Below are 25,340 nucleotides of genomic sequence, written 5' to 3' on the forward strand. Positions count from 1 at the left end.
GGCTCTAGATCTTCATAGCGCAGCCGCGGTTCTCCACGCGGTTGATACGCCGATCGATTGTCAGGACATCGCTGGTGATGCCGCAGGGGCACTCGCACCCACGCTCGACATGGCCGAAATCGTCGCTCAAGATCATCCCCGGAAAGCTCGTCGGCGTCGGATCGGCGTAGGCCAAAATGCCCATCTCTCCCTCCGCGACGGCGGCCAGCGACTGCGGTTCCAGCACCGCGATGTGGAGCCACGGCGGGCAGTGCTTGCGACGATGTCCGCACTCGAACATCACGGTGTTGAGCTCCACCATGTTGAACGAGTCACGCACCTGGGTGCTGTCCCGCAGGCCGAAACCTCTGGTGACGGCGGCATCGAACTCCTCAGAGGAGATGCGCTGGTTGTCGCGTCGCTTCCAGCCGCCCATCGCGATAACCTTCCGCTCGGCAGACAGCGGCAACGGCTCCGTGGCCAGCTTGAGTGCTACCTCAAGCAGGAGCGGCGGTGGCCCGATGACGGCCACTTGGGATTCCACTGGGTCCAAGCGCAGGTCGGAGATCAGCTCCTCGGCATGCAACCCATCCTCGCGGACGTAGAACTGGGTGTCGTGAAAGACCGAGACACCGGACATTACGTAGGCGAGCCACAAGTGTCGCGAGTCTGCCAATGTCGGGCCGACGTTGCGCGATGTGATCTCGCCCCCGTCGAGTCCGAGCACCTCTTCCACGCCCGCCTGTACCGTTGCAAAAAACCTCTGGAGGGTGAGGTTGTCCCGGTAGATGACCGACACGGTGCCCTGGGTTCCGCTGCTGGTCGTCGCGACAACATCCCCACCAGCGGGGCGCAGCACCTCCGGAGAATTTTTGAACACGGCGTTCGGCATGAACGGAATCGTGTCAAGAGTTTCCACCGACAGCGTATCGATATCGAAAGCCAAAGCCTTGCAGTAAGCGCGGTAGTACGGATTGGTGTCGCAATGATGGCGCAACGCGATTTTGAGTGCCTCGACAAGCCCCTTCTTGGAGGAGTCGACGGCAGAGGTAAAGACGCCCTTGGAGGCCATCCAGGCGTCGAGCGTGTCTGTGCCGTGCGTGTACGGCACGCTGGTCGTGGTCATCGCTGGTTCTCCTGCGGCTGATCTGCGAGGTTGTCGTTGTCAAGCACCTTCTGCATGTGGGAGAAGCGTTCGATGAAGAAGTGCTCTGGAAGGTTCGGACGCAAAGAGTAGTACCGGCCCATATCCGTCCAAGGCCGATCAACCGACACGAGCCGGACCAAGGATTGCATGCCAAGAGGGTTATGCAAAACTGTTTTTGAAGAATTCTAGGGCGATGATGGCCGTGATGGTTTCGGGGAAGGTGTGCAGGGGTCTTCGGTAGCCGGTGTGGAGTGTCCGCCAGGTTTTGAGGTTGGCGATTGCTCGTTCAACCGGGGCGCGTAGCGTGTTGATGGCCTTGTTGTACTGTTTCTGGGTTTCTGTGAGTTCACCGCCGGCAGGTTTTCGTTCCGGGGTGATCATGCCCAGCCCGGTGTAGCCCTTGTCGGCCATCGGCGGGGGGTCGGGGAAGTGGTCGAGCAGGCCGGTGTGCCGGATGGCTTTCGCGTCGTGGGTGGAGCCCGGGGCCGGGTCGGACACCCAGACCAGCCGACCGTCCAGGTCGCAGGCGACCTGGAGGTTCAGGCCGGTGCGGTGGTGCTTGCCCGAGTACAGGCCGGACTGGTCCCGCCAGTTCCAGCACGGCACGAGGGTGCCGTCGACGAGCAGGGTCCGGGACGAGTCGAGGTCGTCCACGGTGGGGATGAAGTCCTCGAGGGCTTCGGCCAAGCGGGGCGTCCACCGGCAGATGGCCCGGGAGACGGAGGACTGGTCCACGTCGAAGGACTCGGCGAGCTCGGCCTGGGTGCGGTTACGTCGGTGATAGACGAGGGTGAGTCTGATTTCCTGTTCGGTGGTCAGCGCCCGGGGCCTGCCTGTTCTCTGCGGGGGACGAGGGTGGGTCTCGATGAGGATCGTGCACAAGGCTGCCATTGCGGCCGCGGAGAAACCTGTTGTATGATACACGTGAGGACCTGTTTTGAGATTTTCGGCCATTGGTTGCTTTATTGTCTCAGGGCAGGTCCTCATTGTCTGTTCCGACACGCCCGGGAGCGGGAATCACCGAAGATTAAAATCAGGAGTTTTGCATAACCCTCCAAGAGTGCCGTCATGCGTAAAGCCTTCACGCGGCTGCTTGGACCAGCCCAGTTCGACGATCCGGTCTGCGCCAGCACGGGCCCAGGCATCCCGATGCTCGTGCGTGAGAGACCACGGGTATACGCTGAGCGTCTGACTATTGCGCCGGTCAAGGCACTTTGCCACGTCTGCCACGTCATCGACTTGGTGCACGAAGATTGTTCGGGCCAAGGGGTGGCGCAGGGGCGAATCCAAGGGGAGGACGACGATGCCCCAGTCGTCCCCTTGGAGAACCTGGTATCCCATGAACATCGCCTCGCGCAGTGTCATGGAGCGGTGAGCCATAATGTCGGCGTTGTGCGATAGGTAGGGGACGTTCTTTACGAAGCGCTCGCAGGACTCCTGAAGGGCGGGCAGGAAGTCCTGGACATTGCCCTTGACGAATACGCGCTGTGTGTTGAAGCAGGCTTCCTGATCATAGAAGTACGCGTCGTCAACAACCCGCATGGCGGCGTCCTGAGCGGCAACTTGGTCCAAGTCGATGACGGAGGCACTCCACTTGGGACCATACTCAGCCAGCGGCACACCTGGGCTGATGGCGCGCTTGACGGCGGCTAGAGCAGCATCGCCGCCCCACACGCATGCGGTGTCGGCCTCGATCATACACTCTAGGCCAACTTCGTCGTCACGAGGCCAGTACGCCAAAGACAAGGATCGGCTGACGGGGTGCGCCGGGTCAACCTCAATGACAGCCATGGCCAATCCGATGGGAGTGACAGGGTCGCGCGATGGCAGCTTGGCGATGGTCCGATTCTTTGAGACCATGCTGCGGATCAGCGAGTAACAGGACGCCAGCGGCAGGTTGCCTACCAAATAGTGCAGGGCGAGGCCGCGCGGGAAAGCCCTGCGGTATCCCATCTGAACGGGGATCCACTCGTCAAAGATCCGTTGATCGCCGAACTCGGACTCGATCTGGTCGTACAGGTGGAACCGCTGAGCTAGGAAGTGGTCGATCGTCGAATAGTCGCTCTCCAGGATGAGTTCAGAGAACTTCGTGACTTGGTGGGCGTGACGCCGCACGATCATGCGTCCTTCAAGATCGCGCCTGTCCCATCGGTCTCCCACGCGGCCTAAGAACGAGATGACATCCCGGACCGGGATTTCAGCCAGCTCAGCATCAATCTCGGCCGCTTCACGTCGCATCTCAGCCAAGTGCTCGCGGGTGAACCGTGGAATACTCAACTGCGCACCGCTCTCGTAGCGCAGCGTGAGCACTTCCTCGGCCGGCAGCTCGTGGGGGTAGAGGAGGCGGCCATTGACGATGATTGGTAGCGCGAACTCTTTCGCAGACAACCGGGGCTCCTAGGGTCACGACGACTGTTACGGGTAACAGTCTTGCATGTCCGACAGGGGTCGGCAAAGTGGCTCTTCCCAGTTGAGGGTGTAGGTCCTCGCTGAGGTCGTCGGCGTGTCGTTGCTTGGGTAGGTGTCAAGGTCTCCCAAGGATGGAGGTTCCTACACCTTCCACCGGAAAGACCTCGACGTGCCTGACGCTACCACTGTGGCGACCCCAGATGCTGGGTTCGACCGCGCTGACCTGACCACCTTCTGCCGCCTCGACGAACTTGGACTGGTGGTGACTGGCCAACGGCTCGAACCTGACAAGGCCGTGCTCGCCTGCCGTGTCGTTGAGCCCGACCAGCGGTGTCGCCGCTGCGGCTGTCAGAGCACTGCACGGAACACGGTGAGTAGGCTGCTGGCACACGAGCCGTTCGGCTGGCGGCCTGCCACACTGTTGGTCACGATCCGTCGCTACCGCTGCGCCGGGTGCGGGCACGTGTGGCGCCAGGACATGAGCAAGGCCGCCGAGCCGCGGGCGAGGCTCTCGCGCCGCGGTCTGCGGTGGGCGCTGGAGGGGATCGTGTGCCAGCACCTGACCGTCGCCCGCGTCGCTGAGGGTCTGGCGGTGTCGTGGAACACCGCCAATGACGCCGTGCTGGCCGAGAGCAAGCGGGTCCTCATCGACGACCCGGGCCGGTTCGACGGCGTTGAGGTCGTCGGCGTCGACGAGCACGCCTGGCGCCACACCCGCGCCGGCGACAAGTACGTGACCGTCATCGTCGACCTGACCCCGGTCCGTGAAGGCACCGGGCCGGCCCGCCTCCTGGACATAGCCCCGGGCCGCTCCAAGCAGGCGTTCAAGACGTGGTCGGCCGACCGGCCGCAGGCCTGGCGCGAGACGGTCGAGGCCGTCGCGACGGGGCGGGTTCACCGGCTTCAGGACCGCCACCACCGAGGAGCTGCCCGACGCGGTCGCGGTGATGGACCCCTTCCACGTGGTCCGGCTGGCCGGCGACGCCCTCGACCAGCGCCGCCGCCGAGTCCAGCGACACACCCGCGGTCACCGCGGCCGCAAGGACGACCCGCTCTACCGCGCGCGGCGGACCCTGCACACCGGCGCCGACCTGCTCACCCCCGCCAGCAGGGCCGCCTCGAGGCGCTGTTCGCCACTGACGACCACGTGGAGGTCGAGGCGACCTGGGGGATCTACCAACGGATGATCGCCGCCTACCAAGAACCCGACCGGACCCGAGGCCGACAGCCGGTGCAACGACTGATCGACTCCGTCAGCCACGGCGTCCCGGCCGCGCTGAGCGAGGTCCTCACACTTGGCCGGACCCTCAAGAAACGCGCCGCCGACGTCCTGGCCCACTTCGACCGGCCCGGCACCAGCAACGGACCCACAGAAGCCGTCAACGGCCGCCTCGAGCACCTGCGCGGATCCGCCCTCGGCCTTGCGCAACCTCACCGGCTACATCACCCGAAGCCTGCTCGAAGCCGCGGATTCAAACCCCACCTACACCCTCGATTGTGAAGAACCGGACGGGTTCTCGGTGATGTTCGGTGGGACCGTGGGTCGGACCCGTACGGCGGCGATCGGGCAGGGGTGATGCGATCCGCGGCCGGCCGTGCCCGAGGAGCCAGCCTCCCAGCACCACCGGCGGCGCCGGATCGTGGGGCCGGATCCGTGGAGGCGACGTCACGAGAAGAACCGGGGATGGGAGCGTCCACGACGTCGCGGCCCGCACCGCCTAGACTTGGCCGCTGAGAACAGCCTTCCAACAGAGCCCATCCGCCATGGGTGCGCGTTCGCGAGGAGACGATGATCGACCGGGATCAGCTCCCCCTGCTGCTGCAGGTGGCCCGCGCCTACTGGGTCGACGACCGCAGTCAGGCCGACATCGCCGCCGAGATCGGCTACTCCCGCTCGATGGTCTCCCGGCTGCTCAAGCAGGCGCGCGAGCTCGGCGTCATCAAGTTCTCCGTCGGGCACCCGCTCGAACGGGCCTTCGAGCTCGAGCGGGCGCTCACCGACTCGTTCGGGCTCGCCCAGGTGCGCATCTCGGTCGAGGACGCCGAGCAGGACGCCTCCGACGCGGCCCGCCTGGCCGCAGGCCTGCTCGGCGAGGCCATCGGCTCCGACTGCGTGCTCGGCATGACGAACGGGCATTCGGTGCCCGCCGTCGTGCACGCGATGAGCCCACTGCACCGGCCGAACGCGACCATCGTCCAGTCCATCGGCACGATCGCCCGCGAGAACAACTCGGTGGACTCCCCCGAGATCTGCCGCGAACTCGCCCAGCACCTCGGGGCGTCCTACCGGCTGCTCCCGGCGCCACTGGTCGTCCGCTCACCCAGGGTCGCCGCAGCGCTGCGGCGCGAGGAGGCGGTGTCGATGACGCTGGCCATGGCCGGGCACGCCGACGTCATGCTCACCGGCATCGGCGCCACGACGCGCACAGACGACGGCGTCATCTTCGACAACTGCATCACGCCCGCCGAGCACGACGGGCTGTTGCGGGCCGGCGCGGTGGGCCACATCTGCGGGCACCACGTCGACGGGCGGGGCCACCACGTGGACTCGCGCTTCTGCCAACGGCTGCTCGCCGTGCCCTTCGAACGGCTGAAGGGCATCCCGACCGTCATCGCGGTGGCCTGGGGGCGCGGCAAGGCCCCGGCGATCCTGGGCTGTCTGCGCGGCGGGCTCGTGTCGGCCCTCGTGACGGACGTGCCCACGGCCCAGGCCGTCCTCGCCCTGGACGGCGCCTGAGCCGCGGCCCACGACCACGCCGGCGCCGACGATGCCGTCCGAGGGCGGAGCCGACGATGCGGGAGGGGGCCGCACCCACTCGGGTGCGGCCCCCTCCCGTCGATGGGCGGCGCGAGCCTCAGCGCGCGACGGAACCCTCGGTGTAGTCCTTGTCGACCTCCTCACTCCAGCTGAAGAGCGAGCGGATCTGCTTGCCGACGGCCTCGATCGGGTGGGCCTCGCCCTCGGCGCGGAGCTTCTTGAACTCCGGTGCGCCGGCGGCCTGGTCGTCCATGAAGCGCTTGGCGAAGGTGCCGTCCTGGATGTCCTTGAGGACCTCCTTCATGTGCTCCTTGACCTCGGGGCCAATGACGCGCGGGCCCGAGACGTAGTCGCCGTACTCGGCGGTGTCGGAGCACGACCAGCGCTGCTTGGAGATGCCGCCCTCGTTGATGAGGTCGACGATGAGCTTCATCTCGTGGCAGACCTCGAAGTAGGCCATCTCAGGCTGGTAACCGGCCTCGACGAGCACCTCGAAACCGGTCTGGATCAGCTTGGACAGGCCGCCGCACAGCACGTCCTGCTCGCCGAACAGGTCGGTCTCGGTCTCCTCGCGGAAGGTCGTCTTGATGGCGCCGGCGCGCAGCCCGCCGATGGCCTTGGCGTACGACAGGACGAGCGGCCAGGCCTGGCCGGAGGCGTCCTGCTCGACGCACACGAGGACCGGGACGCCGCGCCCCGCCTCGAACTCGCGGCGCACGGTGTGACCGGGGCCCTTGGGGGCGACCATGATGACGTCGTGGTCGGCGGCGGGCTTGATGTAGCCGTAGTGGATGTTGAAACCGTGCGCGAACAGCAGAGCGGCACCGGGCCTGAGGTTCGGCTCGATCTGCTCCTTGTAGAGCGTCGCCTGCACCTGGTCGGGGGCGAGGATGACGACGACGTCGCCCTCCTTGACGGCGTCCTCGACCGACTTGACGGTGAGGCCGGCCTCCTCGGCCTTGGCGACGGACTTCGAGCCCTCGCGCAGGCCGACGACGACGTTGACGCCCGAGTCGCGCAGGTTGAGCGCGTGGGCGTGGCCCTGCGAGCCGTATCCGATGACCGCCACGGTCTTCGACTGGATCACCGCCAGATCGGCGTCGTCCTCATGGAACATTTCTGCCATTGTTACTCCTGATTCCTGTGATTCCCCGCGGTCAGCCGTTGTGCCTGGCCAAGGCGGGACGCTTCTTCTCGTTGATGCTCTTGTTCCCACGGCTCAGGGCGACCTGGCCCGACTGCACCATCTCGATGATGCCGTAGGGACTGACCATCGTGCTGAAGGAGGCGATCTTCTGCTGCCCCCCGGTGACCTCAATGGTCACAGACTCCGGGCTCACGTCGATGATGTGTCCGCGGAACAGATTGGTGATGTCGATCACGGACGCGCGGTTCGAGTCGGTGCAGCTGACCTTGACCAGCAGCATCTCGAGGTTCACCGCGTTGTCCTCGAGCTCGACGATCTTGTAGACCTCGATGAGCTTGTTCAGCTGCTTGACGACCTGCTCGATGACGCGCTCGTCGTCGACGGCCATGACGATCGTCATGCGGGAGACCTCGGGGCGCTCGGTGGTGCCCACGGCCAGGGAGTCGATGTTGAATCCGCGCCTGGAGATGAGGCCCGAGACGCGCGCGAGCACGCCGGGCTTGTTGCTCACCAGAACACTGAGCGTATGGGTCCTCACAGCTCGTCCTCTCCCCAGTTCGGCGCCATGTCGCGCGCGATCCTGATGTCGTCGTTGCTCGTGCCGGCAGGGACCATCGGCCAGACCATGGCGTCCTTCTCGCAGACGAACTCCATGACGACGGGCCTGTCATTGATCTCGGCCGCCCGGGCGAGGACCTCGTCGACCTCGTCCTCGGTGGTGGCCCGCAGACCGACCGCGCCCATGGCCTCGGCCAGCTCCGGGATGTCCGGCAGCTGGTCCGAGTGCAGATCGGTGTTGGAGTAGCGCTCGTTGTAGAACAGCGACTGCCACTGACGCACCATGCCGAGCGTGTTGTTGTTGATCACAGCGATCTTCACCGGGATGTGGTTCAGGGCGCAGGTGACGATCTCCTGGTTGGTCATCTGGAAGCTCCCGTCGCCGTCGACGCCGACGACGACGGCGCCGGGGCGGCCCACCTGGGCGCCCATCGCGGCGGGCACGCAGTAGCCCATCGTGCCGGCGCCTCCGCTGGTCAGGAAGTGGTTGGGCTGGTCGATCGGCAGCAGATGGGCGGCCCACATCTGGTGCTGCCCGACGCCGGTGGTGTAGATGGCCTCGGGGCCGAACTGCTCGCCGATGCGCCTGACCACCCACTGGGGGGCGAGCACGCCGTCGGCCGAGCGCTCCCTGCCCACCTGGTAGCGGTCCTTCAGACCCTGCAGGTAGTCGTGCCACGGGGTGAGGTCCTGGAGCTTCTTGTCCTCCAGCCGGGCGGTGAGGCCGGCGAGCACCTTCCGGGCGTCGCCGACGATCGGCACGTCGGCGTCGACGTTCTTGCCGATCTCCGCCGGGTCGATGTCGGCGTGGATCACGGTGGCGTGCGGCGCGAAGGTCGTCAGCTCGCCCGTGACGCGGTCGTCGAAGCGCATGCCGACGGCGAGCACGACGTCCGCCCGCTGGATGGCCCCGACCGCTGCGACGGTGCCGTGCATGCCGGGCATGCCCAGGTTGAGCGGATCGCCGCTCGGGAGGACGCCCTTGGCGGTGAGCGTCGTGGCGACCGGGATCCCGGTGGCCCGGACGAAGGCGGCGAGCTCCTTGGCGGCCTTCGCGCGGATGATGCCGCCGCCGGCGACGAGCACGGGGCGCTCCGCCTTGGCGAGCACGTGCGCCGCGGACGCCATCTGCCGGGCGTGGGGGGTCACGGTGGGCTTGTAGCCGGGCAGCACGACCTTCTCGGGCCACACGAAGGGCACGACCTCGCGCAGCGCATCGCCGGCGACGTCGACGAGCACCGGACCGGGGCGGCCCGTGCGTGCAATGTGGTAGGCCTCGGCCAGCGCGGCGGGGATCTCCTCGGCGCACGTGATGAGGTAGTTGTGCTTGGTGATCGGGGTCGTGATGCCCCGGATGTCGGCCTCCTGGAAGGCGTCGGTGCCGATGGAGGTCGACTTCACCTGACCGGTGATGGCGATGAGCGGGACCGAGTCCATGTAGGCGTCGCCGATGGGGGTCACGAGGTTCGTGGCGCCGGGGCCGGAGGTCGCGATGCAGACGCCGACCCTGCCGGTCGCGACGGCGTAGCCCTCGGCCGCGTGGCCGGCCGCCTGCTCGTGCCGGACCAGCACGTGGCGGATGTCGGAGTCGAACAGCGGATCGTACAGGGGCAGGATCGCCCCGCCGGGAAGCCCGAACACCGTGTCGACCCCGAGCCTCTCAAGGGACTTCAGCAGCGCTTGCGCGCCGGTGAGCTCAACCGCGTGCGTCTCGCGCGGTTTCGGTTCGCCTGCCATGGCGTCCTCCTTCTCGGCCCGTGGGTCTCTCGGCCCACCCCGTGCTTCCAGTGCGGGTTCTCGTTCGGCGGGCCGGCGGCCCACCGGGCGGTGCCCTTCGCCCCGACCGTGGGCGCGGGGCGTGGCGCGGATTCGGACTAACAAAAAACCCCCGCTGCCTGCTGGCACACGAGGGAGCGCTCCGTCGGGATGAACGAAGCGCTAGGCGAGTACGAGAATTCGACGTCCGGGCACGCGGTCATTATTGCACGATCCGTCCGCCTGCTGACACGCGCCGTCCACGCAATGACCGTCGCGGGGGCGCGCCCGGCTGGGGCCCGGCGCCCCGCCGGACGGTGAACGCCCCGGTCGCGACCGCCGCGAGGCCGAGGAGCGGGCCGAGGAGCGCGCCGACGGCCCCGGCGTCCGGCCCGAGGGGCCACAGCGCGATCCACCCGGCCCAACAGAGCACGGCGGCGCAGGCCGGCGTCCCGGCCGACGAGCGGGCGCGCAGGGCGGCCGCCGCGCAGATCCCTGCGGCGAGGGCGGGGAGACCCTGCCCGGCCCAATGGCCGGGGACGGCGAGGACCAGCCCGGCGAGCGTCCAGGCCAGCGCCATGACCGGGTCGCGCCGGCGAAGCCGGTCCGCGGCGAGCGCGCAGGCGACGAGGCCCGCGGTGACGCCGAGGATCCGGCCGGCCGTCCCCAGCGCGCCCCCGCAGGACGGGTCGAGCAGGGCGCCGCCGATACGACCCCTCACGAGCATCGCCCAGAAGTCGGTGCTGTCCCAGGGCAGGACGAGGAAGCCGCAGGCGGTCAGAAGCGCGAAGCAGGCGAGCGAGACGGCCCCCAGCCGTTCGGCGGGGGCGAGGGCCCACTGCCCTCCCCGGTGGGCGCGGCGGCGCACGACGCGCGCGACGGTCGGCGGCACGCCCAGTACGAGGGGCCACAGCCAGACGGCCGCCGCCACCCCGAGCCGCGCCGCGGCCCAGGCGCGGGAGCTCCTCAGGAGCTCCGTGCGGGGGCGCCCCGAGGGCTCGGCATCGGAGCGTCCGCGTGGGACGGCGGGCTGCAGTGCCGAGACGACCAGGGCGAGGCAGAGCGGATCGGGGCTTCCCTGGACGAGAGCGGTCCGCACCGGGGAGAGCAGCGCCGTGGCGGCGAGGGCGACGAGGCAGACCGCCCCGCCGTCGGCGCGGCGCCCGTCGTCGAAGGGCCCGCCGGAGAGGAGCCCGAACGCCCGCTGGACCAGCCAGGTCACGGCGACGGCATCGACGCCGATGAGCAGGATCTGCCATCCGAACCACGAGCCCAGACCCATGACGGTGCCGAGGGCCGCCCCCACCCCGGTCAGCGGGAAGACCATGCCCGAGACCGGGTCGACCGTCTCGTAGGTCTCGGCGAAGCGCAGCAGGGCGTGCGCGCCGAACCACAGGGCGTGCCCGTAGCCCATCGGCGCGTCCCAGGGGCTCGTCGATCCGTGCCCGAGGCGAGGCACGAGGAGCAGGCCGAGCAGCCAGGCGGGCAGGGCGCGGACCACCAGTCGCAGCGCGCCGGGCAGGCGCCGGACCCGGCGCGGGCGGTGCGGACTCATCGGAGCCGGCTCACAGGCGGACGGGGAAACCGGCCCGATCGAGCTCCTGCTTGACCTGCTCGATGGTGAGCACGCCGTAGTGGAAGACGGAGGCGGCCAGAACGGCGTCGGCGCCGGCGCGCACCGCCTCGACGAAGTCGGAGGCCCGGCCGGCTCCGCCGGAGGCGATGAGCGGCACGTCGACGGCCTCCCGGACGGCGGAGGTCATCTCGGTGTCGAAGCCGTCCCGGGTGCCGTCGGCGTCCATCGAGTTGAGGAGCACCTCGCCGCAGCCGCGGGCGACGGCCTCCCTCGCCCACTCGATGGCGTCCAGACCGGCCGAGTGCCGTCCGCCGTGGGTGGTGACGCCGTAGCCGGACGGCATGCCGACCTCGCGGCGGGCGTCGAGGCTCAGGACGAGCACCTGGTCGCCGAAGCGCCCGGTGATCTCGTCGATCACCTCGGGCCTGGCGATGGCCCCGGTGTTGATGCTCACCTTGTCGGCGCCGCAGCGCAGGAGAGCGTCGACGTCGTCGACGCCGCGCACCCCCCCGCCGACGGTGAGCGGGATGAAGACCGTCGAGGCGCACCGGGTGACCATCCCGCGCGTCGTCGCGCGGCCCCGCGAGCTGGCCGAGATGTCGAGGAAGGTGAGCTCGTCGGCGCCGGCGGCACTGTAGACCCCGGCCAGCTCGACGGGATCGCCGGCGTCGCGCAGATCGGTGAAGTTCACGCCCTTGACCACGCGCCCGTCGGTGACGTCGAGGCAGGGGATCACTCGGATTGCCACGGTCATGGGCACAGCCTAGCGGGGCCGTGGACGGGCGCGGCGCGCCCGGCCGCCGGCCCCGGGGCTCACTGGTCCGGCATGATGATCTCGCCGAGCGGGGCCCATCCCTGCTGCTCGGTGGAGACGGAGACGACCTGCGGGCGGCGGGCCGCGTACTGGCCCTGGGTGGCCATGGCCGTGCGGAAGTGCTCGGACTCGACGTGCTCCTTGCCGGCCGCCGCGTCCCGGTAGGCCTCGACGAGGATGTACTGGTCGGGGGTCTCGACGGACCTGGCCCACTCGAACCACAGGCAGCCGGGCTCGGCACGGCAGGCCTCGGTGAACTCCCTGGTCAGCTCCATGAAGTCGGCGGAATACTCGGGCTTGACGTCCCACTTGACAGTGATCGCGATCATGGGCCCATTCTGGCCCGCCGGGCCGGCTCCTGCCAGCCCCGCGGGGCCCCGTCAGCCCAGGCCGCTCCGGTCGACGTCGACGATGTCGCGGCGCAGCGCGCCGACCACGCCCCGGCAGGAGGCGACGAGCCCGGCCGGGCCGAGCGCGCCGACGCCCGGGGCGTTCGCGAGCTGGTCGGCCAGGTCGATGACCTGGCGGGTCCAGCGCACGAAGTCGCCGGCCGTCAGCTCGGCCCCGTCGAGCACCTCCGCCAGGCCGGCGCCGCGGGCCCACTCGAAGACCGGTTCGGCGAAGCCCATGTCGAGGGGGCGGGACCGTTCGACGCGGTTGTCGCGCTCGACCAGGCCCACCCGACGCCAGACGTCGCGCAGCGCGCGCTGGGCGTTCTCGGAGGCCTCGTCGGGCATCCTGCGCGCCGGCCGGCCCGAACCCGGGCGGGGCTCGTGGACGAGGGTGCTGAGCACGGCGGCCAGCGCGGGGACCGGCAGGTCGGCCAGCGCGCCGGCCCGGACGGCCTCGGCGATCACGAGGTCGAGCTCGCCGTAGATGCGGGAGAGCAGGGCGCCGGCGGGCGTGATCTCGTCGGGGTGCCCGGGGTCGAGGTAGCCGAGCGAGTCGAGGACGGCGCAGATGCGGTCGAAGCGGGCGGCGATGGAGCTGCGGGCCTCGCCGGCGCGCCGGCCGGCCCCCGCGACGGAGCGCTCCAGGCGCAGCGCCCGCTCGGCGGCCCGGGCGTGCAGTTCGCGGTCGGGGCAGTCGTGGCACGGGTGGCCCGCGAGCCCGGCGCGCAGCCGCTCGACCTCGGCCGTCAGCTCGGCATCGGGCCGAGGCGCGGACGCGGCACGGGGCCGTTCGTCGAGCTCGGCGGTGCGGGCGTCGAAGGAGCGGGCCAGCGCCCGGCGGTCCGCGGCGCTGTGGCGGTTGAAGCGTCTGGGCACGCGCACCCTGCTCGTGGCGACGAGCGGCGCGGCGACGTCGCGGGCGCGCAGCCGCACGAGCCGGTGCCCGGCCGTCATGACGAGCGGGCCCGGCCCGTCGGGGCCGCGGCCGCCCGGGGCGACGACGAGGATCCAGCCGTCGTGGCGTTCGCCGTGGGACCAGCAGAGGTCGCCGGGGGCGAGGCGTTCGAGGGAGTCGTCGATCTCGGCGCGCCGGTCCCGCCTGCGGGTGCGCGAGATCTCCTTCTCCAGCCCGCCCACGCGTTCGCGCATGCGGGCGTACTCGGCGATGTCGCCCCTGTCGCAGGCCGCTTCGGCCCAGGCGCGCCCGATCTGCTCGGTGACGTCGTCGTCGCGGCGCGAGAGCTCCACGACGCGCCGATCGGTCTGGAACTGGGCGAAGCTCTGCTCGAGCAGGGCGCGGGCCCGGGCCCTGCCGACGCCGTGCACGAGGTTGACGGCCATGTTGTAGTTCGGCGCGAAGCTGGAGCGCAGCGGGTAGGTGCGCGTGCTGGCCAGGCCGGCGACGGCGCGCGGGTCCATGCCCGGCTGCCACAGCACGACGGCGTGGCCCTGGGTGTCGATGCCGCGACGGCCCGCGCGGCCGGTGAGCTGGGTGTACTCCCCCGGCGTGATGTCGGCGTGGGTCTGACCGTTGTACTTGACGAGGCGCTCGAGGACGACGGTGCGGGCGGGCATGTTGATGCCCAGCGCGAGCGTCTCGGTGGCGAAGACGACTTTGAGCAGCCCCCGGGTGAAGGCCTCCTCGACGATCTCCTTGAGGACCGGCAGGAGGCCGGCGTGGTGGGCCGCGACGCCGCGGCGCAGGGCCTCGACGAAGCCGTCCCAGCCGAGGGCGCGGCGGTCGTCCCCGTCCAGCCCGGCGCCGCGGCGGCGGGCGATGCGCTCGAGCTCGGCGGCCTCCTCGCGGCTCGTGAGGCGGATGCCGGAACGGACCAGCTGGCGCACGGCGGCGTCGCAACCGGAGCGGCTGAAGACGAAGCAGATGGCGGGCAGCAGCCCGGCGCGCTGGAGCGCGACGACGACCGCCGAGCGGCTGGGCGTCGGGGATCCCCGGCGGGAGTGCCGGGCGACGTACTCGCCGCTGGCGCCCCCGCCGAACCGGCCGGAGCCGTAGGCGACGCGCCGCCTGCCGCGGCCGGAGCGTCCGCGGGGCCGGCGCGAGTCATCGCGCATCTGACGGGCCTCGTCCCGGGCCAGCTGCACCAGACGCGGGTTGACCCGGTGGTCGCCGTCGAAGAGGTCGTGGATCTCGCGTCCGGCCATGACGTGCTGCTGCAGCGGCACCGGCCGCCGCTCCCAGACGATGACGTCGACGTGCCCCCGGACAGTGTCGAGCCACTGCCCGAACTCCTCGGCGTTGCTCACGGTGGCCGACAGCGAGACGATCTGGACCGACGGCGCCAGGCCGAGGATGACCTCCTCCCAGACGGCGCCCCGGAAGCGGTCCGACAGGTAGTGCACCTCGTCGAGGACGACGTGGCCGAGGGCGTCGAGGGAGCGCGAGTCCGCGTAGAGCATGTTGCGCAGCACCTCGGTGGTCATGACGACGAGGGGTGCGTCGCCGTTGACGGAGACGTCGCCGGTGAGCAGGCCGACGCTCCCGGCGCCGTGGCGGGCCACCAGGTCGTGGTACTTCTGGTTGCTCAGGGCCTTGATGGGCGTGGTGTAGAAGCAGCGGCGGCCCTCGGCGAGGGCGGCGTGGCAGGCGTACTCGCCGACGACCGTCTTGCCGGAGCCCGTGGGCGCGGCGACGAGCACGCCGTGTCCGGCGTCGAGGGCGGCGCAGGCCTCGAGCTGGAACGGGTCGAAGTCGAAGTCGTAGCCGGCCATGAACGCGTCGAGGCGCTCGCTGCGGCCGGGGCTCCGGGGTCGGCTGGTCCGCTCGTCACTCACGGCACCCAGCGTAGAGGGCGCCGTCGGCGGCCCGCGGCACGGCGGGCGGCGCGCCGCCGGCCGGGTCCCCGGGCGCGCCGGGCCGTCCCGGGAACCCGGGTGCCGTCCGGGCTCCCCGGGAGTCGGGCCGTGAGAGGATCGGGTGGTGAGCGCAGTGGAGTTCTCCCCGGGCGGCCTGCCGCCGGCCGTCGAGCGCGGCGCGATCCGCGCCGTCATGTCCGATCTGGACGGCACCCTGCTCGACCCGACGTCCTGGGTGAGCGAGCGCACCCGCGCCGCGCTGGAGGCCCTGCACGCGGCGGGCGTCCCCTTCTGCATCGCCTCGGGCCGCGACCTCGTCTCGATCGGGCGCCTCATGGCGCAGTGGGGCATCACGGAGCTCGTCGACTTCGTCTCGGGCATGAACGGCTCGGAGTTCCAGGACCTGCGCACCGGCCGGGTGCGCCGCGGCCACTTCGTCGAGGCGGGGCTGTTCCGCGAGGTCATGGCCTTCTTCGCCGACCTGCCCGTGGCCTTCTCGATCGTCGAGGACGGTGTCTTCCTGACCCCGGAGGTCACCGGGCTCATGGACGAGATGGTCGCCTGGGCGCGCGTGACGGTCCGCGAGGAGCCCGACTTCGGGCGCCTCCTCGACGTCCCGCAGGCCAAGCTCCACATCTTCTGCGACCCGGCCCGGATGGACCTGCTCGTCGAGCGCACGGCCCGCTGGGAGGACCCGCGGGTGGTCGGCGTCAGGACCGGACCGAATCTCATCGAGTTCATGGCCCCCGGCGTCGACAAGACCCTCGGCCTGGACCGCCTGGCGGAGGCCCTCGGGCTCGGGACGGGGGCCGTCATGGCCTTCGGCGACGCGGAGAACGACACGGGGATGGTCGAGCGCGCCGGCGTGGGCGTGGCGATGGGCAACGGCTGCGCCGACACGCGCCGGGTCGCGGACTGGATCGCCCCGTCGAACGCCGAGGACGGTTTCGCCCGGTTCACGAGCAGCTGGTTCGACCTGGACCGGGAGACCGGCTGAGACCTGCGGGCCGGGCTCAGCCCCCCGAGGGGCCGGCGTCCCCTGCTGCGTCGAGCCGCGCGGCCCGGCGCCGGTCGTTGCGCTTGCAGAGGATCTCGGCGATGACGTAGAGGGCCGACATGGGCAGCGCGAGGACGGACATCGAGATCGGGTCCGTCGAGGGCGTCGCCACGGCCGCGAAGAGGAAGCAACCGAAGACGGCGACGGTGCGGTACTTGGCCAGCCCGGCGCCGGTGATGATGCCGAGGCGGTCGAGCATGACGAGCACGACCGGCAGCAGGAAGCTCAGGCCGAAGACGAGCAGCAGGGTCATCTCGAAGGTGAGGAACTCGTTGGCGTCGTTGAGGTTGGTGACGCCCGAGGGGTTGAACTGCAGCAGGACGGTGAATCCCTTGGGGCAGATCCAGTAGCCGAGCACGACCCCGGCGAGGAACAGCGGGATGGACGGTCCGAGGAAGCTCAGCGCGGCCCGGCGCTCGTTGGCGAGCAGGCCTGGGGCGATGAAGCGCCACAGCTGGTAGAGCCACACCGGGCACGAGAGGATGAACCCGGCGACGACGGGGATCTTCATCCACAGCGTGAAGCCGCCGGTGATGTTCGAGGTGGTGATGGCCACCTGAGCGTCGGGGTTGCTCGCCCGGTAGGCGTCGATCGCGGTGTTGATCGGGTGGAAGAAGACCGCGACGAGGGGGTCGAAGAAGATGAAGCAGGCCAGGGCGGCGACGACGACGGCGACGATCGACACGAGGATGCGGTAGCGCAGCTCGCGGAGATGGTCGACGAGCTCCATCGAGCCGTCCTCGGAGATCTCAGGGGGGCGCCAGGACTCGGGCAGGATGTGGCGCCGCCGACGCCCGGCGCGCCCGGAGTCGGCCCGCCCCTGGTCGATCGTGGTGGCCATGTCGCGCCCGGGGGCCTCAGGCGCCCTCTGCGGCCCGGTTCGTGGCCTCGCCCTCGGGGGTCTCGGGCGGCGAGGACTGCTCGGCGGGCCGGGCCGGCTGCTCCTCGTCGGGGGCCGGCGTCACGGCGGCCGCGCCCCCGGGCCCCTTCGTGGCGTTGAGCCCCTCGGTCTCCTCCTTGAACTCGCGGATGGCCTTGCCGGAGGCCCGACCGAGACCGGCCAGCCTGGTGCCGCCGAAGAGCAGGATGACGATTCCCAGGAGGATGAGGAGTTCCTGCCAGCCGAGATTCATTGTCGTGTCTCCTTGAAGAGGGACCGCCGGCGGCGCCGACGGGTGCTGTGCGGTCGCCGACGTCGACGCCGCTCGTGTCATCGGCACCGGTCCGGGCGGCGCCCAGCCGCCCGCAGTGCCTGTCAGCCAGAGTACGCGGATTCACCAAAGAGCTCTCGGTTCAGCTCCAGCCCGGCCAGGGCGCGCTCGCGCGCCCCCTCGGCCGCCGCGGCGGGCTCGACGGCGAGCACCCGGTCGCCCAGGCGCAGTAGCAGCCCACTCACCCAGCCCGGGTCTCCGACCGGCAGGACGACCCGCACGGCCCCGTCCGCCAGCTCGGTGACGCTCGTCGTGGGGCAGTACTCGACGATCCAGCGGGCCGGGGCGGCCAGGTCGAGGGTGACGGTCTGCTGGGCGTCGTCGAACCATGGCCGCTGGACGGGCGCCTCGCCGTGGTCGGCGGCCGGTTCGCCGGTCTCCTCGACCCCGGTGATGCGGTCGAGCCGGTAGGTGCGCCAGCCGGGCCGGGCGCCGCCCGTGCCCCCGGGGGCGTCCCCGTCCGTCTCCCGGCCGGACGACCACGCGTGGAGGTAGGCGATGCCCCCGCGCGTCTCGATGACGGCCGGGTCGACGAGCGGGCGCGTCGTCCTGCCGCGGCTGGCGTTGTCGTAGACGAGGCGCACCCGCGAGCCCGTCCCGATGGCCCGGCGGAGGCCGGCGCGCACGGCGTCGTCGCCCGTGGAGAGGCGCAGCTCGACGCGGTCGGCCGGTGCGCCGGCAACGAGGTCCTCGAGGGTGCGCCGGGCCCGGGTCGCGGCCTCGGACAGCTCCCCGGTGGCGAGCTCGGCGACGGCCTCGAGGGCGACGACGAGGCTCGTCGCCTCGTCGGGGGTGAAGCGCATGGGGCGGGAGAGGTAGTCGGCGTTGCCCAGTCGGATGACGCCGCTGTCCTCGACGGCGTCCATGTCGATCTCGATGAGGTCTCCCCCGCCCTGGCCGGGCAGACCGCACATCCACAGGGCCTGGAGGTCCCTGCCGAGCTGCGCGGGGGTGATGCCGAAGGCCTCGGCGGCCTCGTCGACGCCGATGCCGGGGTTGGTCATGAGGTAGGGGACCTCGACGAGCATGCGCTGGACCTGCTCCGCACTCGTGCTCATGCCGGCCTCCTCGCGCTGATCCGGAGCAGGCGCACGACCTCGACGCGCAGCTCGGCGGGCTCGAGGACGACGGCGTCGGGCCCGGCGGCGGCGAGCTGCGCGGCGATGTCCTCACGGGACGAGTACTCGATCCGCCAGCAGGCGAAGTCCTCGGGCAGGGCGAGGCCCCCGGGCCCGGCGGCGGGGTTTCCGCGCCTGGTCAGCGCGGGCTGGAAGCCGGCGCGCACGGCGACGAGGGCGCTGGCGTCGGGGCCGGCGGGCTCCAAGGAGCGCGAGAGCCCGCCCAGGTCGACGTCGGCGGGGACGGTGAAGGCGCCGGGGGCGCCGACCGTCGTGGGCCCGGAGCTGATGCGGCCGAGCTTGAACATGCGCGGGGCGTCCCTGCCCTCGTCCAGGCCGAGCAGGTACCAGCTGCCGCGCCGCCAGACGAGGCGCCACGGCTGGACGGTGCGCAGCTCGTCGGCCCCCCGGTAGCGGAAGGCGATGCGGGTGCGGTCGAGGGTGGCCTGCCAGCACACGTCGAAGGCCGGTTCGCTCGCGCTGATGCGCGGGGCGAGGGCCTCGAAGCGCCGCGAGTCGACCTGGGCGCCGGCGGCGCGGAGCTTCGCGATGGCGCTGATCGTGTCGTCCGCGGCGCTCGCCTCGCGCCAGACGCGGGAGGCGAGCGCCAGGGCGGACAGCTCGTCCGCGTCGAAGTCGACCGGGGGCAGCTCGAAGTCGCGGCGGGTGATCCGGTAGCCGGGCTCGTCCTCGAAGAAGGCCTCGTCGCTGCCCGTCGCTATCGGCACGCCGAGGGCGCGGAGGGCCTCCTTGTCGCGCTCGAAGGTGCGGTTGAAGTTGACCGGGCTCATCCGGCGGTAGTCGGTGACGAGCTCGCGCAGCTGCCCCTTGGTCACCCAGTGACGGGCGCTGAGCAGGGCGATCGTCAGGTTGAGGAGCCTCTCGGATGTTCGTTGCGCCACGGTCCGAACGCTACCAGCGTCGTGCCACGATGAACGGGTGGACGCATCCCGCCGCGGCGGGGCGGGCCGTTTCGCCCCCTCGCCGACCTCCGACCTGCACCTGGGCAATCTACGCACCGCCCTGCTGGCGTGGCTGTTCGCCCGCGCGGACGGGCTGGACTTCATCGTGCGCATCGAGGACCTCGACCGTGCCCGGGCCGCGGCCGCCCCGGGGGTCGCCGACCGGCAGCTGCGCGATCTGGAGGCCATCGGCCTGGACTGGGACGGGCCGGTCGTGCGCCAGAGCGAGCGACTGGACCTGTACCGGGACGCGACGTCCGGGCTGGACCGCTACGAGTGCTACTGCACGCGCCGCGAGATCGCCGAGGCCTCCAGCGCCCCGCACGGGCAGTGGCGCCCCTACCCCGGCACCTGCGCGGGGCTGTCCGGGGTCGAGCGCGCGGCCCGGCGTGCGGTTCGTCCGGCGGCCCTGCGGGTCAGGGCGGGCGGGGCGGTCCGGACGATCCACGACCGTTTCGCGGGCGAGGTCACCGCCGAGGTGGACGACTTCGTCCTGCAGCGCAACGACGGGACGCCCGCCTACAACCTGGCGGTCGTCGTCGACGACGCGCTCCAGGGCGTCACCCAGGTGACGAGGGGCGCCGATCTGCTCCCCTCGGCCCCTCGTCAGGCCTGGCTCGCCGAGCGCCTCGGCGCCCGGGCGCCGGAGTACGCCCACGTCGGTCTCGTCGTGAACAGCGAGGGCCGGCGCCTGGCCAAGCGCGACGGGGCGGTGACGCTCGGGCGTCTGGAGGCGGCCGGCACGGACGCCGGGCGGGTCTTCCGGCTCCTGTCGGACTCGTGCGGCCTGCCTCCCGCCGAGAGCCCCCGCGCCCTGCTGGCGCAGCTGCTGGACGCCGGGGACGGGGGCGCCGGGCCGCTCCACGACGGGGCGCTGGCGAGGCCGTGGACCCCTCCCCCGTCGGTCGTGGGCTGACCCGTGCGCACCGCCCGACCGGCCGCGCGCGGACCCCGGCTCAGGAGGAGGTCTGCTGGTACAGGATGTCGACGACGAAGACGAGGGTCGCGTTCGGGTCGATCGCGGGGCTCGCGTTGCCGTTCGGATAGGCCAGCGAGCCGGGCACGACGAGCAGCACCCGGCTGCCGACGGTCTGGCCGACGAGGCCCTGCTGCCAGCCGTCGATGAGCGAGCCGAGGGCGCCGCTCTGCGGGGTCGGGTTGCCGTCGCCGTAGGTCGAGTCGATGACGTGCCCGTCGGAGTAGGCCACCTCGAGGTAGTTGACGGTGACCGTCGCGCCGGCGTCGGCGATCTGCGCGCCGTTGCCCTTGATGAGGGGCTGCACCTTGAGCTCGCCCGGGGCGTCGACGCCGGACGGGATCGACACCGACGGGTTGTTGACGCCGTTGTCCCAGGTGACGGCGGGCAGGTTCGGGTCGTCGACGGGGACGGTGTCGCCGGACGGGGCGGTCAGCGTCGTCGAGACGATGTCGACGACGAAGAAGAGCGAGTCGCCCACCTCGATGCCCGCGCTCGACGCGCCGCCGGAGGAGTCGTAGCCGTCGGCGCCGGTGACGCCGAGGAGCACGCGGTCGCCCACGTGCTTGCCGGTCAGTCCCTTGGAGAAGCCGGCGATGACCTGGCCGAGCGAGAAGGTGGCGGTCTTGCCGGAGCTGTAGCTCTCGTCGAAGACGTCGCCGGTGCGCCCGTCGACGCCGTGGTAGTTGACCTCGACGGAGCCGCCCTCGGTGACCTCGGCGCCGTCGCCGGGCACGAGGACCTTGCTCATCGTCTCGTTCACGCCGAGCGGCCAGGAGGCGCTGACCGTCGGCGCCTGCCCGGGCTCGCCCTCGACGTCGATCTGGTCGAGGTTGTCGATGATCGTCGCCGGGGCCTGGCTGGTCGACTCGCTCGCCTCGGGGCTCGCGCTGCTCGGGGCGGAGGCGGACGACGACTGGTCCGACGAGGCCTCGCTCTTGCCGCACCCGGCCGCGCCGAGCAGCACGACCGGGACGAGCAGGGCCGCGGCGACGCGCCGACGGGACAGCGCGCGGGCGGCGGGGACGGATCCACTGGAATGAACTGGCACGCGGTCATGCTACCCGTCGCCGGCCCCACGACCGGGCAGCAGCGCACGGGACCGGCCGACTCACATGCCCACGAGGTCGAGCAGGGTGCCGAGCTCCTCACGGGTCAGTTCGCGGGTCCCGCCGCTGGCCAGGTCGCCGAGCCTGACCGGCCCGATCCCGATGCGGGCCAGCCGGCGGACCGGGTGCCCGACCGAGTCCATCATGCGCCGCACGATGCGGTTGCGCCCCGAGTGCAGGGTGATCCGCACGAGGGTGCGGGAGGGCCCGCGCGAGACGAGCCTGACCCGGTCGGGCCGGATCGGCCCGTCCTCCAGGCGCAGCCCCTTCTCGAGTCGGTGCAGGACCCGGTCGTCGATGAGGCCCTCGGCGTCGACGAGGTAGGTCTTGCGCACCTCGTAGCTGGGATGGGCCAGGCGGTGGGCGAACTCGCCGTCGTTCGTGAGGATGATGAGACCCTCGGTGTCGGTGTCGAGGCGCCCCACGTGGTAGAGCCGCTGGTGGCGCGGCACGTACTGGGCGAGCGTCTCCCGGCCCTCGGGGGCGTCCATGGTCGCCACGACGCCGCGGGGCTTGTTGAGCAGCAGGTACGTGTGGCGGCGCGGGGCCGGGATGCGGGCGCCGTCGACGCGGATCGTGTCGCGCCCGGGGTCCACGCGCAGGCCCTGGGTCGTGACGACGCGCCCGTTCACCTCGACGCGGCCCTCCTCGATCATGGCCTCGGCGGCCCGGCGCGATGCCACGCCGGCCTGGGAGAGCGCCTTCTGCAGGCGGATGCCCTCGGTCTCCTCACGGTCGCTGGTCCGGCTCATCGTGCTCCTGTCCCTCGTCCTCGTCCGCGCGCCGCCCGGCGGTCTCGTCGGCGTCCTGCGCCTCGGCGTCGGCGTCCTCGGCGGGACGGGCGAGCCGGGAGAGCTCCGCCTCGAGGGCGGAGGCGTCCGGCAGCAGCGGCGCGATGTCGGGCAGCCCGCTCAGGCTGTCCAAGCCTAGCCGCGCGAGGAAGTGGTCGGTGGTCACGAGCAGGCCGGCCCCGGTGGACGCGTCGGCGCCCTGCTCGTCGACGAGGTCCCGGGCGAGCAGGGTGCGCACGACGCCGTCGACGTTGACGCCCCGCACCGCCGAGACCCGCGACCGCGGCACCGGCTGGAGATAGGCGATGACGGCGAGGGTCTCCATGGCGGCCTGGGAGAGCCGGTTCCTGCCGCCGGCGCGCACCCAGGCGGCGATCCGGTCGTGGTGCTCGGGGCGGGTGTGGTAGCGCCAGCCCCCGCCGACGCGGCGCAGCTCGAAGCCGTGCCCGCCCTCGTCGTAGTGGCGGACGAGCCCGTCGAGGGCCTCGCGCACGATCCCGACGGGCGCCCCGGCCGCCTCGGCGAGCATCGTCTCGTCGGCCGGCTCCTCGCTCATGAGGAGCAGGGCCTCGAGGAGGCCGGAGATCTCCTCGGCGGTGGGCACGGGCCGCTCCTCGGCGTCCTGCCGGTCGTCGTCGGCGGGCACGGGCCGCTCCTCGTCACTCATGGCGCTCTCCTGTCTGCTCGTCGGGCCCGGTCGGCTCCTGACCGGCCGGCACGTCGAACTCGTCGCTGATGGACAGCTCGCCGTCGGCCCGCCCGGTCCAGCGCACGGTGAGCTCGCCCAGCGGGGAGAGCTGCTCGAAGGACACAGCGGCCTGGCGGAAGAGCTCCAGCAGGGCCAGGAAGCGGGCGACGACGGTCATCCTGTCGGCGCCGGCGGTCAGCGCACGGAAGCTGGCCCGGCCGCAGTCGCGCAGCCGGTCGACGAGGACCCTGGCCTGCTCGCCGACGTTGACGGTGACGACGTGCAGCTGCTCCAGGGGCATCGTCACGACGTCGGGCGGCGAGAGGGCGCGCACGGCCAGCCGAGCCAGACGCTCCGCGCCGCCGGGGATCGTCACCTCGGGCAGCAGCCCGCGGAACTCGTCCTCGAGACCGCCGGGCCGGGCGAAGCGGCGGGCCTCGGCGTCCATGAGGGTGGCGAACTGCACCGAGACCCGCTTGAAGGCGCGGTACTGGAGCAGCCGGGCGAACAGCAGGTCGCGGGCCTCGAGCAGGGCCAGGTCCTCGGGGTCGTCGACCTCGCCGCTGGGCAGCAGCCGGGCCGCCTTCAGGTCGAGGAGGGTCGCCGCGACGACGAGGAAGCTGCTGGTGCGCTCGAGGTCCCAGCGCGCCCCGGCGGCCCTCACCTGGGCGATGAACTCGTCGGTCACCCGCGACAGGGCGACCTCGGTGATGTCCAGCCGGTGCTTGTTGATGAGCTGGAGGAGCAGGTCGAACGGACCGTCGAAGTTGTCGAGGCTCACGTGGAAGCCGTGCTCGCCGCCGGCCCCGACCCGGTCCGGCTGCGCGCCGCCGTCCTCGGCCATCTCAGGCCCTCAGGCGCCTGACCAGCTCGGACGCCTCGCCGTTGGCGGCGAGGTCGGCCAGGGCGATGGCGATGGCCTCGCGGACGATGCGGCCCCGGTCGGCAGAGGCGCGGTGCCGGGCGCGCAGGGCCAGACGGGCCCGTTCGAGCCCGAGCAGCTCCTCGCCGGACAGGTAGATCGTGATCTTCTCGTCGTGGCGCACCCGCCCGCTCGTCGCGCCGACGGGCCCGGCGTCGGGACCGTCCTGCCGCGCGACGGCCCGCGGGTCGGCGGGGACGGCGCCCTGCGTGGGGCGGAAGAACTCCTCCGCCCCGGGCAGGCTCACCCTTCGTGGCACCGGACCAGCACCTCCTTGGCGAGCATGCGGTAGGCCGCGGCGCCCGGGGAGCCGGAGTCGTAGGTGGTGATGGGCTCGCCGGCGACGGTGGTCTCGGGGAAGCGGATGGTGCGCCGCACGACGGTGTGGAAGACCTCGTCGCCGAAGACCTCCAGCACACGGGTGAGCACCTCGCGGGTGTGCACGGTGCGGCCGTCGAACATGGTGGCCAGCACGCCGAGGACGCGCAGCTCGGGGTTGAGCCGGTCGATGACCTTGTTGATCGTGTCGGACAGCAGGGCGACGCCGCGCAGCGCGAAGTACTCGCACTCCAGCGGGATGATGACGCGGTCGGAGGCGGTGAGCGCGTTGATGGTGAGCAGCCCGAGGGAGGGCGCGCAGTCGATGAGGATGAAGTCGTAGCGCTCGCGCAGCGGGTCGAGGACGCGCTTGAGGGTCTGCTCGCGGGCGACCTCGCCGACGAGCTGCACCTCGGCGGCCGACAGGTCGATGTTGGCCGGCATGAGGTCCATGCCGGGCACATCGGTCGGCAGGACGACGTCGTCGACGTCGTACTCGGCGCTCAGCAGCAGGTTGTAGATGCTCCGCTCGAGGGTGTGCGGGTGCACTCCGAGGCCGAGGGAGGCCGATCCCTGGGGGTCGAAGTCCACGAGGAGCACCCGGCGTCCGAGCTCGGTCAGGGCGGCGCCGAGGTTGATCGTCGTCGTGGTCTTGCCGACGCCGCCCTTCTGGTTGCACAGGGCGATGACCACCGCCCGCCGGGGGCCCTCGGCCGGGGGCGGCACGACGAGCTCCGGCATGGGCCGACCCATCGGGTCGGGCTCCTCGGCCGGGGCGTCCGCGCCGAGACCGGGCAGATTCTCCGATGTCATCAGTGGGCTCCTCACGACGTTGGTGG

The 25,340-nt window shown here is 71.3% G+C and carries 24 protein-coding genes and 1 pseudogene; 4 read left to right on the forward strand and 21 right to left on the reverse strand.

The features are described 5' to 3' along the window. Positions 1-4 precede the first annotated feature (4 nt). The 4 genes from EGX94_RS01720 to EGX94_RS01730 form a co-directional block, all read right to left on the reverse strand. Positions 5-1,105, reverse strand: coding sequence for a LuxE/PaaK family acyltransferase (locus EGX94_RS01720; RefSeq protein WP_021796439.1), 1,101 nt, complete (start codon positions 1,103-1,105; stop codon positions 5-7). After that, a complete protein-coding gene (locus EGX94_RS13250) occupies positions 1,102-1,275 on the reverse strand; it encodes a hypothetical protein (protein WP_155948304.1) in 174 nt (57 codons plus the stop codon). The genes EGX94_RS01720 and EGX94_RS13250 overlap by 4 nt, the downstream gene beginning before the upstream one ends. Before the next feature lie 10 nt (positions 1,276-1,285). Next, positions 1,286-2,017, reverse strand: coding sequence for an IS5/IS1182 family transposase (locus tag EGX94_RS01725; protein ID WP_021797142.1), 732 nt, complete (start codon positions 2,015-2,017; stop codon positions 1,286-1,288). A 126-nt stretch (positions 2,018-2,143) separates the two neighbouring features. Continuing rightward, complete coding sequence (locus tag EGX94_RS01730; protein ID WP_021796444.1) at positions 2,144-3,514, reverse strand: acyl-CoA reductase; 1,371 nt, start codon at positions 3,512-3,514, stop codon at positions 2,144-2,146. Between the two features lie 190 nt (positions 3,515-3,704). On the opposite strand from EGX94_RS01730, the pseudogene EGX94_RS01735 reads away from it, so the two are divergent. Both EGX94_RS01735 and EGX94_RS01740 read left to right on the forward strand, forming a co-directional pair. Next, a pseudogene (locus EGX94_RS01735) lies at positions 3,705-5,036 on the forward strand (ISL3 family transposase). A 288-nt stretch (positions 5,037-5,324) separates the two neighbouring features. After that, positions 5,325-6,272: a sugar-binding transcriptional regulator gene (locus tag EGX94_RS01740; protein ID WP_043120244.1), complete on the forward strand. Its 948-nt coding sequence runs from the start codon at positions 5,325-5,327 to the stop codon at positions 6,270-6,272. Positions 6,273-6,390: 118 nt separating this feature from the next. Here the strand turns inward: EGX94_RS01740 and ilvC are convergent, their stop codons facing one another. From ilvC to EGX94_RS01775, 7 genes are all read right to left on the reverse strand, one after another. Continuing rightward, positions 6,391-7,419: a ketol-acid reductoisomerase gene (gene ilvC, locus EGX94_RS01745; RefSeq protein ID WP_021796457.1), complete on the reverse strand. Its 1,029-nt coding sequence runs from the start codon at positions 7,417-7,419 to the stop codon at positions 6,391-6,393. A gap of 31 nt (positions 7,420-7,450) precedes the next feature. Beyond that, positions 7,451-7,978, reverse strand: coding sequence for an acetolactate synthase small subunit (gene ilvN, locus EGX94_RS01750; protein ID WP_021796434.1), 528 nt, complete (start codon positions 7,976-7,978; stop codon positions 7,451-7,453). After that, positions 7,975-9,735 (reverse strand): acetolactate synthase large subunit, encoded by a 1,761-nt coding sequence (locus EGX94_RS01755; RefSeq protein WP_021796440.1) that lies wholly within the window; start codon positions 9,733-9,735, stop codon positions 7,975-7,977. Before EGX94_RS01755 ends, ilvN begins: the two co-directional genes overlap by 4 nt. 241 nt (positions 9,736-9,976) lie before the next feature. Beyond that, positions 9,977-11,308 carry a glycosyltransferase 87 family protein gene (locus tag EGX94_RS01760; protein WP_123825819.1) on the reverse strand — a complete coding sequence of 444 codons (1,332 nt, stop codon included), beginning with the start codon at positions 11,306-11,308 and terminating at the stop codon, positions 9,977-9,979. A 10-nt stretch (positions 11,309-11,318) separates the two neighbouring features. Then, complete coding sequence (gene hisF, locus EGX94_RS01765) at positions 11,319-12,083, reverse strand: imidazole glycerol phosphate synthase subunit HisF (RefSeq protein ID WP_043122317.1); 765 nt, start codon at positions 12,081-12,083, stop codon at positions 11,319-11,321. Positions 12,084-12,142: 59 nt separating this feature from the next. Then, entirely contained in the window at positions 12,143-12,472 is a 330-nt protein-coding gene (locus EGX94_RS01770; RefSeq protein ID WP_021798065.1) for a putative quinol monooxygenase, read from the reverse strand. Positions 12,473-12,523: 51 nt separating this feature from the next. Further along, a complete protein-coding gene (locus tag EGX94_RS01775; RefSeq protein WP_123826419.1) occupies positions 12,524-15,265 on the reverse strand; it encodes a DEAD/DEAH box helicase in 2,742 nt (913 codons plus the stop codon). Between the two features lie 208 nt (positions 15,266-15,473). On the opposite strand from EGX94_RS01775, the gene EGX94_RS01780 reads away from it, so the two are divergent. Beyond that, positions 15,474-16,346: an HAD-IIB family hydrolase gene (locus EGX94_RS01780; protein WP_123825821.1), complete on the forward strand. Its 873-nt coding sequence runs from the start codon at positions 15,474-15,476 to the stop codon at positions 16,344-16,346. Positions 16,347-16,362: 16 nt separating this feature from the next. On the opposite strand, the gene tatC is transcribed toward EGX94_RS01780, so the two are convergent. The 4 genes from tatC to EGX94_RS01800 all read right to left on the reverse strand — a co-directional run bounded on the left by tatC (position 16,363) and on the right by EGX94_RS01800 (position 19,637). Beyond that, complete coding sequence (gene tatC / locus EGX94_RS01785; protein ID WP_021798962.1) at positions 16,363-17,247, reverse strand: twin-arginine translocase subunit TatC; 885 nt, start codon at positions 17,245-17,247, stop codon at positions 16,363-16,365. Between the two features lie 16 nt (positions 17,248-17,263). After that, the gene (locus EGX94_RS01790) at positions 17,264-17,539 is read right to left on the reverse strand and encodes a twin-arginine translocase TatA/TatE family subunit (RefSeq protein WP_021798953.1); all 276 of its coding nucleotides are present in this window, start codon (positions 17,537-17,539) and stop codon (positions 17,264-17,266) included. 122 nt (positions 17,540-17,661) lie between these two features. After that, positions 17,662-18,675, reverse strand: coding sequence for a helix-turn-helix transcriptional regulator (locus EGX94_RS01795; RefSeq protein WP_021798958.1), 1,014 nt, complete (start codon positions 18,673-18,675; stop codon positions 17,662-17,664). After that, positions 18,672-19,637, reverse strand: coding sequence for a helix-turn-helix transcriptional regulator (locus tag EGX94_RS01800; protein WP_021798961.1), 966 nt, complete (start codon positions 19,635-19,637; stop codon positions 18,672-18,674). The genes EGX94_RS01795 and EGX94_RS01800 overlap by 4 nt, the downstream gene beginning before the upstream one ends. A gap of 37 nt (positions 19,638-19,674) precedes the next feature. Between EGX94_RS01800 and gluQRS the strand changes: the two genes are divergently transcribed. Then, positions 19,675-20,613, forward strand: a complete 939-nt coding sequence (gluQRS, locus tag EGX94_RS01805) for a tRNA glutamyl-Q(34) synthetase GluQRS (RefSeq protein WP_021798951.1) — start codon at positions 19,675-19,677, stop codon at positions 20,611-20,613. A 40-nt stretch (positions 20,614-20,653) separates the two neighbouring features. Here gluQRS and EGX94_RS01810 read toward each other — a convergent pair whose 3' ends face one another. From EGX94_RS01810 to EGX94_RS01835, 6 genes are read right to left on the reverse strand one after another with little or no spacing between them, the layout of a single operon-like run. Continuing rightward, the gene (locus EGX94_RS01810) at positions 20,654-21,724 is read right to left on the reverse strand and encodes an FKBP-type peptidyl-prolyl cis-trans isomerase (RefSeq protein ID WP_021798963.1); all 1,071 of its coding nucleotides are present in this window, start codon (positions 21,722-21,724) and stop codon (positions 20,654-20,656) included. A 60-nt stretch (positions 21,725-21,784) separates the two neighbouring features. Then, on the reverse strand, positions 21,785-22,534 hold the full coding sequence (locus EGX94_RS01815; RefSeq protein WP_021798964.1) for a pseudouridine synthase: 750 nt from the start codon (positions 22,532-22,534) through the stop codon (positions 21,785-21,787). Beyond that, positions 22,512-23,240, reverse strand: coding sequence for an SMC-Scp complex subunit ScpB (gene scpB / locus EGX94_RS01820; protein WP_021798950.1), 729 nt, complete (start codon positions 23,238-23,240; stop codon positions 22,512-22,514). The genes EGX94_RS01815 and scpB overlap by 23 nt, the downstream gene beginning before the upstream one ends. Further along, a complete protein-coding gene (locus tag EGX94_RS01825; RefSeq protein ID WP_021798949.1) occupies positions 23,233-24,105 on the reverse strand; it encodes a segregation and condensation protein A in 873 nt (290 codons plus the stop codon). Before EGX94_RS01825 ends, scpB begins: the two co-directional genes overlap by 8 nt. 1 nt (position 24,106) lies before the next feature. Beyond that, on the reverse strand, positions 24,107-24,442 hold the full coding sequence (locus EGX94_RS01830; RefSeq protein ID WP_021798966.1) for a hypothetical protein: 336 nt from the start codon (positions 24,440-24,442) through the stop codon (positions 24,107-24,109). Further along, a complete protein-coding gene (locus EGX94_RS01835) occupies positions 24,427-25,314 on the reverse strand; it encodes a ParA family protein (protein WP_021798954.1) in 888 nt (295 codons plus the stop codon). The genes EGX94_RS01830 and EGX94_RS01835 overlap by 16 nt, the downstream gene beginning before the upstream one ends. Positions 25,315-25,340 lie beyond the last annotated feature (26 nt).

The sequence above is a fragment of the Propionibacterium acidifaciens genome (assembly GCF_003798325.1).
Lineage (GTDB): Bacteria > Actinomycetota > Actinomycetes > Propionibacteriales > Propionibacteriaceae > Propionibacterium > Propionibacterium acidifaciens.

What these genes read in the sequence shown, in the direction of transcription:
- EGX94_RS01720 (WP_021796439.1), bottom strand. Translation starts at nt 1,105, where the DNA reads ATGACCACGACCAGCGTGCCGTACACGCACGGCACAGACACGCTCGAC.
- EGX94_RS13250 (WP_155948304.1), bottom strand. Translation starts at nt 1,275, where the DNA reads ATGCAATCCTTGGTCCGGCTCGTGTCGGTTGATCGGCCTTGGACGGAT.
- EGX94_RS01725 (WP_021797142.1), bottom strand. Translation starts at nt 2,017, where the DNA reads ATGGCAGCCTTGTGCACGATCCTCATCGAGACCCACCCTCGTCCCCCG.
- EGX94_RS01740 (WP_043120244.1), top strand. Translation starts at nt 5,325, where the DNA reads ATGATCGACCGGGATCAGCTCCCCCTGCTGCTGCAGGTGGCCCGCGCC.
- ilvC (WP_021796457.1), bottom strand. Translation starts at nt 7,419, where the DNA reads ATGGCAGAAATGTTCCATGAGGACGACGCCGATCTGGCGGTGATCCAG.
- EGX94_RS01755 (WP_021796440.1), bottom strand. Translation starts at nt 9,735, where the DNA reads ATGGCAGGCGAACCGAAACCGCGCGAGACGCACGCGGTTGAGCTCACC.
- EGX94_RS01760 (WP_123825819.1), bottom strand. Translation starts at nt 11,308, where the DNA reads ATGAGTCCGCACCGCCCGCGCCGGGTCCGGCGCCTGCCCGGCGCGCTG.
- hisF (WP_043122317.1), bottom strand. Translation starts at nt 12,083, where the DNA reads ATGACCGTGGCAATCCGAGTGATCCCCTGCCTCGACGTCACCGACGGG.
- EGX94_RS01770 (WP_021798065.1), bottom strand. Translation starts at nt 12,472, where the DNA reads ATGATCGCGATCACTGTCAAGTGGGACGTCAAGCCCGAGTATTCCGCC.
- EGX94_RS01775 (WP_123826419.1), bottom strand. Translation starts at nt 15,265, where the DNA reads ATGGCCGGCTACGACTTCGACTTCGACCCGTTCCAGCTCGAGGCCTGC.
- tatC (WP_021798962.1), bottom strand. Translation starts at nt 17,247, where the DNA reads ATGGCCACCACGATCGACCAGGGGCGGGCCGACTCCGGGCGCGCCGGG.
- EGX94_RS01790 (WP_021798953.1), bottom strand. Translation starts at nt 17,539, where the DNA reads ATGAATCTCGGCTGGCAGGAACTCCTCATCCTCCTGGGAATCGTCATC.
- EGX94_RS01795 (WP_021798958.1), bottom strand. Translation starts at nt 18,675, where the DNA reads ATGAGCACGAGTGCGGAGCAGGTCCAGCGCATGCTCGTCGAGGTCCCC.
- EGX94_RS01815 (WP_021798964.1), bottom strand. Translation starts at nt 22,534, where the DNA reads ATGAGCCGGACCAGCGACCGTGAGGAGACCGAGGGCATCCGCCTGCAG.
- scpB (WP_021798950.1), bottom strand. Translation starts at nt 23,240, where the DNA reads ATGAGTGACGAGGAGCGGCCCGTGCCCGCCGACGACGACCGGCAGGAC.
- EGX94_RS01825 (WP_021798949.1), bottom strand. Translation starts at nt 24,105, where the DNA reads ATGGCCGAGGACGGCGGCGCGCAGCCGGACCGGGTCGGGGCCGGCGGC.
- EGX94_RS01835 (WP_021798954.1), bottom strand. Translation starts at nt 25,314, where the DNA reads ATGACATCGGAGAATCTGCCCGGTCTCGGCGCGGACGCCCCGGCCGAG.